Here is an 8,803-nt window from a genome sequence, read left to right on the forward strand (position 1 = left end):
TCTTTCGGGAAGTACGCACTTCGGAGTGCGTTGGGTACCCCCGGGTAGGAGGAGGTGCGGACGATGCCGACGCAGACGGCGGCGGAGAAGCGGGCGCAGGCGCGTGAGGAGTACGACGCGTTCCTCGCCGGCTGCCCGAGCCGGCAACTCCTGGACCGGATCTCCGACAAGTGGGTGGCGCTGATCCTGGCCGCGCTCGGCCGCGACGGCCCGGACCGCAACGCGGAGCCGCAGGTCATGCGCTACTCCGAGCTGTCCCGTCGGCTGGCCGGGGTCAGTCAGAAGATGCTCACCCAGACGTTGCGGTCCCTGGAACGCGACGGCCTGGTCACCCGCACCGTGACGCCGAGCGTGCCGGTCACAGTCACCTACGAGCTGACCGACCTCGGTCAGTCGCTGCACCGGCTGATGTACGGCATGAAGCTGTGGGCCGAGGCGCACATGGACGAGGTGCACGCCAACCGCGAGCGGTACGACGCCGCCGATCGCTGAGCGGCCGGGCCGGGATTCTCCGAAACTTTCGGTCCGCGTCCCGGTTCTCGTTGCGCTTCGCGCTCATAGCCATGCATGGACTCCCGCGCTGATCAGCCGGTTGAGTCCATGTTCGCGTTGACATCGACATTGACCGATCGTGCCGTCGCGGATATCTTCCCAGGGAAGTTACCGGTACATCTTCGAAAAGTTTCAGGGCATTGACGCGGGGAGTGAGCGCACCGCCGGCTCTCATCCGCGTCCAGCCGGGCATCGCCAGCGCATCATCGTCCGATATGCAGAGGAGTGTCATGAAACATCTACCGAGGCGCAGTCACCGGGTGGTGCTGGCCGCCGTCACCAGCGCGCTGGCACTGGCCGGTGCCGCGCTCGTGGTGCCCAGCCTGGCCCAGGCGGCGGCGAGCACGCTCGGCGCCGCCGCGGCACAGTCGGGCCGGTACTTCGGCACCGCCATCGCGGCGAGCCGGCTGGGCGACTCCACCTACAGCACCATCGCGGCCCGTGAGTTCAACATGATCACGGCCGAGAACGAGATGAAGCCGGACGCGCTCCAGCCCAACCAGGGCCAGTTCAACTTCTCCTCCGGCGACCAGATCTACAACTGGGCGACTCAGCGTGGCCTCCAGGTCCGCGGCCACACGCTGGCGTGGCACGCCCAGCAGCCGGCCTGGATGCAGCGCCTGAGCGGCAGCTCGCTGCGCACCGCCATGATCAACCACATCAACGGCGTGATGGCCCACTACCGGGGCAAGCTCGCCGCGTGGGACGTGGTGAACGAGGCGTTCAACGAGGACGGCAGCCGCCGCCAGAGCAACCTGCAGGGCACCGGTAACGACTGGATCGAGGTGGCGTTCCGTACCGCTCGGGCGGCGGATCCGTCGGTGAAGCTCTGCTACAACGACTACAACATCGAGAACTGGTCGTACGGCAAGACGCAGGGCGTCTACAACATGATCCGGGACTTCAAGTCCCGTGGTGTGCCGATCGACTGCGTGGGGTTGCAGACGCACTTCACCGGCGGCAGCTCGCTGCCGGGCAACTTCCAGACCACGCTGTCGAGCTTCGCCGCGCTCGGCGTCGACGTGGCGCTGACCGAGGTCGACGTCACCAACTCGTCCACCAGCCAGTACGCCGGACTGACCCAGGCGTGCCTGAACGTGCCGCGCTGCATCGGCATCACCGTGTGGGGCGTCCGCGACAGCGACTCGTGGCGCTCCAACGAGAACCCGCTGCTCTTCGACGGCAGCGGCAACAAGAAGGCCGCGTACAACTCGGTCCTCAACGCCCTAAACGCCGCGACGCCCAACCCCACCCCGACCGTGACGCCGACCGTGACCCCGACCGCCGGACCGACCACGCCGCCGCCGACCAGCGGCGCCAGCCGGATCGTCGGCAACCAGTCCGGCCGGTGCATCGACGTACCGAACTCCTCGCAGAGCAACGGCACCCGGGTGCAGCTCTACGACTGCCACGGCCAGACCAACCAGCGGTGGACCTACACCTCCAGCCGGCAACTGACCGTGTACGGCTCGATGTGCCTGGACGCCGCCGGATCCGGTAACGGCTCGGCCGTCCAGATCTACAGCTGCAACGGGCAGACGAACCAGCAGTGGAACGTCAACTCCAACGGCACCATCACCGGAGTCCAGTCCGGCCGCTGCCTCGACGTCTGGGGCACCGGCAACGGCCAGCAGGTGCAGATCTACGACTGCAACGGCCAGGCCAACCAGCGGTTCCAGCTCGTCGCGACGAGCTGACCTCCTCGTACGGAAGGCGCGCGACGGGCGGGCCCGGTGTGGACGCGAACACCGGGCCCGCTCGTCGCGTCTCTGAGCACTAGGCTGGATCGGAGTGTGTGAGGCGGCCGGGCGCACGGGGGAGCGGAGACGGCAATAGTCATCGTGGTCTTCGACGCCGACCGGGAGTGGTACATCCAGGGTCGCGTCTACGCGAACATCATCGAGTCGGTGCCGGCCGGGATGCTCCAGGACGACGACCTGGAGCTACATTTGTGGCCCGCCCGGGCGATGGGCCTGCTGAGGCTGCCGGGCATGGAACCGGATCGAGCCGAGCGAATCGCGGCAGCGCTCGTTGAGGGCGTGACCCGCCGCCTGCGGACCATCGACCAGAGCGACACCGAGATGGTCACGTTCCACGAAGGCCTGCGAGAGATCGCCGCCCGGCACGCCTGACTCGTGCCCGCCGGGTCAAGGGACAAGCAACTCCGAGCGGTACTCGGCGGCCAGCGCGGCGGCCCGGTTCCGGCGCTCGGCCTGCTCCTCGTCGGTGAGAGCCGGCGGCGGCGAGGTGGGACCGTCCACCCGGTCGCCCACGCGCAGGAAATACTCGTCCTGCCCGGCTGGCGTGCACATGCACAGCAGCCGCGCGGGCTGGTCGAAGGAGTTACGGAAGAAGTGCGGCGCGTTCGCCGGAATGTTGATTGTCTCCCCGGCCCGCGCGACGGTCTGCTCGCCCCGGAACGTGAACTCCACCGCCCCGTCGAGCACCGTGAACATCTCCTCGAAGTCGTGCCGGTGCGGAGGCGGTCCACCGCCGGGCGGAACGCGCATGTCGATCAGGCAGTACCGGCCGGCCGTCTGCTCGCCGGTGACCAGGATCGTGTAGGTGCCGCCCGCGATGGCGAGGTGCGTGAGGGCGGGGTCGTCGGGACGGGCGTGGACGAGGGTACGGGTCGGATCGTCGGACGGGATCGCAACGCTGGCCATCGGCTCTCCTCGCTCGCGGGTCTGCTCATGGGTCTGCGGATCGATACCCCTCATAGCCATCCGGAAAGCCGCTAAACCTGGGTGTCCTGGTGGACCGTCACGCCGGTCGGCGGGCGACCACTGCCAGGGCCATGCCGAAGAACTTCAACGGCGATCGCTCGACCGCGTCGGTCACCGGCCGGATACGACGCCCGAAGCCGGACCGGTCGAACGGCGGCATGATGTAGTCCACCGCTACCGGCTCCAGCCCGGCCCGCCGGAGCTGCGCGGACAAGCCGCGGGCGGTGAAGCAACGGGCATCTGCCAGCCGCCGGTGCAGCGGCACGATCCACGGCAGGAACGGACCCCGCGCGGGCCGGTACCGCTTCCCGCGGATCAGGAACCCATGAGTCTCGAACGGGAACCACCGGTTGGGCGTCGTCAGGGCGAAGCAGCCGCCGGGAACGAGCACGCGACGGACCTGCCGCAGGGCGGCATCGAGGTCGTCGATGTGCTCCACCACCTCGATGGCGGTGACCAGGTCGAAGCTCTCGTCCGGGTAGTCCAGCTCGGTAGCGGACAACTCCCGCACGTTGATCTTCTGGGCCGCCGCCGGATAGTCGGCCAGCCGCTCCCGGAACAGCGCCAACCGATCCTGCTGGATGTCCACGGCCTCGATCTGCTCGAACGCGCCGACCAGCCGCATCGTGTACGTGCCGTCCCCGCAGCCGATCTCCAGTAATCGTCGGCCGGTCAGCGATGTGTGCCGGCTCAATGTGCCCAGCCGCTTCGCCACCCCACGCTCGCCGAACGCGCTGCCGTGCCCCAGGCCAAGATTGCGAGTCGTATTCACCATGGTCGCTGACACTAACCCTAACGAGCGTTAGCGTGGGGGCACCGCTCTCGATGTGATCTCCGCCGACGGTGGCCGCTGCCGTGCTGCTGGCATCGGTTGGTCGGCTTCTCTCGTCCAACCGAGAAAGCGCCGGTGCAGCATCCCGGCCGGCGTCCACGGCATGTCCTCGGTGGCCTGGATGAGGTAGGAGCCGAGGTAGAGCGCCAGCGACACCGGCGCGCCGGCGAACTCCGCGCGTAGCTCCTGCTTCCGCGTAGGGCAAGGCCAGGGCAGGTCGCAGCCGCCACAGCTCCATACCGGCATCACCGGACCGTGGGTGGTCACCGCACACCATCCAGGAAACGAGCGGTGATCGTCCGTGCCTGCCGGCTGGTCGCCCACTCAACCTGCCAGCACGGGTACGGAGTCAGCCGCGACCACCAGGCGCGGCAGCCGGTGCACATGCCGTCGAAGCCTCGGACATGCACGGCCAGGATCGCCTGCTCCTGGTCGTCCTTCACTGCGGGTCCTCTCCCGGCCAGTGGCCACGATTGATGGGAATTCGGTGCCGGGCACAACACGGCAGGTCGGCTCCGCAGCGGCAGATCCGCCGCCATTTGCGCCAGCACCAGACCGGCCGATGCCTCCGGGCGAAAGTGAGGGCCGTCGCGATCAGGTACTCCTCGTACGAGACGTGCCGCCTGCTCGGAGGCATCCGGCCGCGCCCGCCGATGGCCATCCGGCTCACCGCTGCTTCGTCGGGACGTCCGGCGCCGGCCCTCGGTCGTCCTGGGATCGCCGTAGCTGCGCTGCGTGGTCGAGTAACCGCTGGCGAGCCGCCACGTACTCGGCGTCCTGGTACTGCTGCCCTCTCCGGGGCGGTGGTTGGGGCTTGGGTTGCCGGAGCAGCCACCGGAAGAACTGGTCCAGGTGGCCACGCGTCGTCACGAGCCTGCCCGCTCAGGGCCGGAGACGGCGTCCCATTCCGGCACGCCATTCGGGTCGTCGGCATCGAAGTCCATGCCGGACACGGTTCCGTTGACTGAGCTTCGGCGACCATGTCGAGAGGTCATGTCACGGTGACATGAGCACATTCGACCTGCTGGTGCGCCGACCGTAGGCTCCGGGCTGAGCACCTTGGGTAGTCGCCCGACAACGCTGGGAGCCGTTGTGCTGCTAGGGAATCTCCGGATACCTGATGACCTCTGGTCGCGAGAGGACGTGCACACCGCCTTGGCGAGCCGTGACATAGGCGCACTGTTCCGGCTGCTCGCCCGGCACACGGGTGCAAGCCAAACCCGCATAGGTGCGGCCGTCGGCCTTGAGCAGGGCTACGTCAGCCGCATCATCGCCGGCCGACGGGTGACCTCGATCGACGTGCTGGAACGGATCGCCACCGGTTGTGGCATGCCCGACGACGCCCGGATGACCCTGGGCCTCGCGCCCCGCCCGCGGTCATATCGCCCGGCCATGGCGGATCACTCCCGCGGTCGGCACAGTGACGTGCCGGCCAACCGGTCCTGGCGCGAGGACGTCCGGGCGGCCGCGCAGCTATGGGAAGGCGATGTGAACCGTCGAGACATGCTTCGCCAGACAGTGTTCAGCTCCACGGCATACACCCTGCCCGCCCTACGCTGGTTCACCGCCACCACGGCGCAGCCCGTCGACCAGGAGGGGCGACGGGCAGTCGGTCAACCCGACATCGACACCATCCGCCAGATGACCGCCACCTATCGGCGACTCGACAACCAGTACGGCGGCGGGCACGCGCGCGACAACGTCACCCGCTTTCTGCACCACGAGGTCACACCCCTGGTCATCGAGGGCCGGTACGACCCGGCGACCGGACGCAGACTGCTCATCGCCGTTGCCGAACTGGCCCAACTCGCCGGTTGGCAGGCGTACGACATGGCCGAACACGGCCTCGCGCAGCGCTACCTCACTCAGGCCCTGGACCTGGCCAGAACGGCCGGCGACGCCGGGCTGGGCGCCGAGATCCTCGCCGCGATGAGCCACCAGGCCACCTACCTCGGGCACGCCGCCACGGGCATCGACCTCGCCCGCGCCGCCCGGCAAACGGCACAGCGCGCCGGTCTCACCGTCCTGACTGCCGAAGCGCTGGTCATGGAAGCCCACGCTCACGCTGTCGCCCTCCACGAACGTGACTGCGCCGCCGCGCTTCACCAAGCAGAGCAAGCCCTGGACCGCGCGGACCGCAGCAGCGACCCGCAATGGCTCGGCTACTTCGACGAGGCGTACCTGTCGGCCAAGTTCGGCCATTGCTTTCACGCGCTCGGCCAACACCGTCGAGCTGAACGCTTCGCGGCTCGCTCCCTGAAGATGGACGAGCGCTACGTACGCGGGAAGGCGTTCAACCTCGCCCTGCTGGCCAGCGTCCACGCTCGCCACGGCGAGCCGGAACGTGCCAGCGCCATCGGCACGGAAGCCCTCACCCTGACCACACAGCTACGGTCGGCCCGTGCCGTCCGTTACGTGCGCGACCTGCAAACCGGTCTGACACCTCACCGCCGCAAGCCAGCAGTACGGCAGTTCATCACCCGGGTCGACGCGGCACTCGGCCAACGGCGCTGACTACAGCTCACCCCTAGCCCTGCGCGCCACCAGTTCCAACACGGCGATCACCGTGCCGGCACCAACGATCTCTCCCTCGGAGACGAGTCGTCGCGCCTCCCCCAGCGGAATCCAAGCCACCCGCTCGGTCTCGTTGACGTCCACGGGGGCGCCGATGTGCTCCGCCTCCCGGGCAAGGAACAGCAAGTTTTCGGCGTCCGCGGTCGCCACCCACGGCTGAAACGACAGCAACGGCTCGACTGCCTCGGGACGCCACCCGGTCTCCTCCTCGACCTCCCGGACCGCGCACTTCGCCGGATCCTCGCCCTCGTCGACGTAGCCGCCGGGCAGCTCCCACACCCACCGGTCGAAGACAAACCGGTGCCGTCGCATCAGAAGCAGGCGCTCCTGGCCGTCGAGCACGGCAACCATGGCCGATCGGGGTGCCCGGATCACGTACTGCTCGAAGCGAACCCCGTCCGGAAGCTCCACGTCCGCGATGCTCAACCGGGAGCGCCGGCTGCCGTCCACGACCCGCTCACCATGAATCGTCCACCGCGTCGACCTGCCAGCCACTTCGTCCGTCACTCGGCCAGTATCCGACCGGTGGCGCCGGAACGCTGTCGAGCGGTGCCCCGACGACTCGACTCGGTCCCGACCGCCGCTTCCTCCGCGCCGGATGTACGAACCCTGCTCATCAGGCTGACAGGCACGGCCAGGATTGAGGCCACGCTTCCAGGCGAATGACTATTCGCAGGAGGCTTGCCTCAAACGCGGCCTCATCAAGATCGCCTCCCCGGCGTCGGGACCACAACTCGCTCAGGTCATCTTCGATGGCACCAAGTTCGACGAGTCGGTCGGCGCAGGCGAGGCTTCTCTGACGCGCCTCGGCCGGGTTGCCGGAGTCGGTGGCCATCTTGTCTGTGACCACGGTCAGTGTGCAGCGTGCCTCTGCCGTGATGCCACGGCCGGCGGTCTCGACTGCCCGCAGAGTCCCTTCGGGCCCTCGAACGATCTCGACGAACAGGCCGAGCAACCGTGAATTGCGTACGAGAGGTCCGTCCGTCATCGCCCACCCTCTAGCTGTTCGGCCCGCTGCCGCTTCGGAGAGCATCCCCGACACGGAGGTCGGGCTGGCGGTTGGTCCACTGCTGCACTTCGCTGCGGTACCGCCCCGATAATGGCAACAGCGACCCCAGTCGGGGCCACTGACCTGTGGGAGAGTGGGCCGCCAGGGACTCGAACCCTGAACCCCTCCGGCGTTCTGTGGATCAACTCAGATCGGGCGCATCGGTGTCCTGACCTGCACGGGGATTCTCGTTTCCTTGCAGCGGTTGACAGCCCTTGTCGGCGTCAGTCGTGCCCGGCTTGTGCCCGACGATCTTGGAAGTCCATCGCCTACCGTCCGTGCCCTGGTTCCGACCTCAACCCCCGTCGTGGGGAGCCGGGTTGGCGGTGCTGGGTGGTGTCAACGGTCATCGTCTGGTGCTCTCACGTACCCGAGTCGTGCCTGGCCACAAGGCCTTTCGCGGCCCGATTAAGCTGTTGAGGCCAACGGTGCTACTACCGGCCGCGAACAGGGCAGCGATCACCGCCGCTGGCACAGGCCCACCTGCTAGGGAAGTCAGTGCACCGACGGCAAGTCCACAGCACACTCCGAGCGCCAGGATCAATGCAGCACGATGGCTGAGCAAGACCTGCGACCCGCGCGCTTCACTCTCAGGCTTAGTCATGCGGCCGAACGCTACTGACCATCGAGGCTAGTGTCGTGGGCGTCTGAGCTGCGGGTTTGTTAGATTGACCAACGCCACGTCAACATATGTTGATGACCAGACAGCCGGCCTGATCCCGGCCGTCCTGTTGAGGGAACGACGCTACGGGTAGCCATCGAAAGGCTCGCCAATCGTGTGGTCAGGGACAGCGGAGGATCAAAGCTACGAGCCTTGGCGGATATCCGAGCAGCGGTTGAGGAGAACATCGCCGCCGAGGTAAGTGGCGGGGCCGAGGGGCTACTGCTAAGTGTGCGGGGACTGCCAGCAACACCGACTTGGCGGGAGATCGGTGAAGATTTAGCCTCGGTCTTTCACTAACTGTTGATCAAGGCCGCGTGGCGGGTTGTTGATCTTGATCAGTCGGTCGATCGACGTCAGGGCGTGGTGGTAGCCCGACGCGGGGTCGGGTTCCTCCAGAAGCTGTCCGT

Annotated in this window: 8 protein-coding genes and 1 pseudogene; 4 read left to right on the plus strand and 5 right to left on the minus strand. The window is 67.7% G+C overall.

Annotation, left to right across the window (positions count from 1 at the left end; genetic code table 11):
* The first annotated feature begins 63 nt into the window (after window positions 1–63).
* The 3 genes from ABD52_RS20595 (at window position 64) to ABD52_RS20605 (ending at window position 2,684) form a co-directional block, all read left to right on the plus strand.
* A complete protein-coding gene (locus tag ABD52_RS20595; RefSeq protein ID WP_013283488.1) occupies window positions 64–492 on the plus strand; it encodes a helix-turn-helix domain-containing protein in 429 nt (142 codons plus the stop codon).
* 290 nt (window positions 493–782) lie between these two features.
* Window positions 783–2,249, plus strand: a complete 1,467-nt coding sequence (locus ABD52_RS20600) for an endo-1,4-beta-xylanase (protein ID WP_047892884.1) — start codon at window positions 783–785, stop codon at window positions 2,247–2,249.
* 144 nt (window positions 2,250–2,393) lie between these two features.
* Window positions 2,394–2,684 (plus strand): hypothetical protein, encoded by a 291-nt coding sequence (locus tag ABD52_RS20605; RefSeq protein WP_013283491.1) that lies wholly within the window; start codon window positions 2,394–2,396, stop codon window positions 2,682–2,684.
* Between the two features lie 15 nt (window positions 2,685–2,699).
* On the opposite strand, the gene ABD52_RS20610 is transcribed toward ABD52_RS20605, so the two are convergent.
* The 3 genes and pseudogenes from ABD52_RS20610 to ABD52_RS41705 form a co-directional block, all read right to left on the minus strand.
* Entirely contained in the window at window positions 2,700–3,218 is a 519-nt protein-coding gene (locus ABD52_RS20610) for a cupin domain-containing protein (protein ID WP_013283490.1), read from the minus strand.
* 97 nt (window positions 3,219–3,315) lie between these two features.
* Complete coding sequence (locus ABD52_RS20615; RefSeq protein WP_047892885.1) at window positions 3,316–4,053, minus strand: bifunctional 2-polyprenyl-6-hydroxyphenol methylase/3-demethylubiquinol 3-O-methyltransferase UbiG; 738 nt, start codon at window positions 4,051–4,053, stop codon at window positions 3,316–3,318.
* A gap of 320 nt (window positions 4,054–4,373) precedes the next feature.
* Window positions 4,374–4,676: pseudogene (locus ABD52_RS41705) on the minus strand (hypothetical protein); the annotation flags it as partial.
* Between the two features lie 526 nt (window positions 4,677–5,202).
* Between ABD52_RS41705 and ABD52_RS20630 the strand changes: the two are divergent.
* A complete protein-coding gene (locus ABD52_RS20630; RefSeq protein ID WP_013283495.1) occupies window positions 5,203–6,624 on the plus strand; it encodes a helix-turn-helix domain-containing protein in 1,422 nt (473 codons plus the stop codon).
* Here ABD52_RS20630 and ABD52_RS20635 read toward each other — a convergent pair whose 3' ends face one another.
* Complete coding sequence (locus ABD52_RS20635) at window positions 6,625–7,191, minus strand: NUDIX hydrolase (RefSeq protein WP_013283496.1); 567 nt, start codon at window positions 7,189–7,191, stop codon at window positions 6,625–6,627.
* Between the two features lie 109 nt (window positions 7,192–7,300).
* Window positions 7,301–7,672, minus strand: coding sequence for a hypothetical protein (locus tag ABD52_RS39235; protein WP_152748290.1), 372 nt, complete (start codon window positions 7,670–7,672; stop codon window positions 7,301–7,303).
* Window positions 7,673–8,803 lie beyond the last annotated feature (1,131 nt).

The sequence above is a fragment of the Micromonospora sp. RV43 genome (genome assembly GCF_001029515.1).
In the GTDB taxonomy this organism is placed as follows: domain Bacteria; phylum Actinomycetota; class Actinomycetes; order Mycobacteriales; family Micromonosporaceae; genus Micromonospora; species Micromonospora aurantiaca.

Excerpts from the sequence above, each read along its gene's own strand:
- ABD52_RS20595 (WP_013283488.1), top strand. The coding sequence starts at position 64 with ATGCCGACGCAGACGGCGGCGGAGAAGCGGGCGCAGGCGCGTGAGGAG.
- ABD52_RS20600 (WP_047892884.1), top strand. The coding sequence starts at position 783 with ATGAAACATCTACCGAGGCGCAGTCACCGGGTGGTGCTGGCCGCCGTC.
- ABD52_RS20610 (WP_013283490.1), bottom strand. The coding sequence starts at position 3,218 with ATGGCCAGCGTTGCGATCCCGTCCGACGATCCGACCCGTACCCTCGTC.
- ABD52_RS20615 (WP_047892885.1), bottom strand. The coding sequence starts at position 4,053 with ATGGTGAATACGACTCGCAATCTTGGCCTGGGGCACGGCAGCGCGTTC.
- ABD52_RS39235 (WP_152748290.1), bottom strand. The coding sequence starts at position 7,672 with ATGACGGACGGACCTCTCGTACGCAATTCACGGTTGCTCGGCCTGTTC.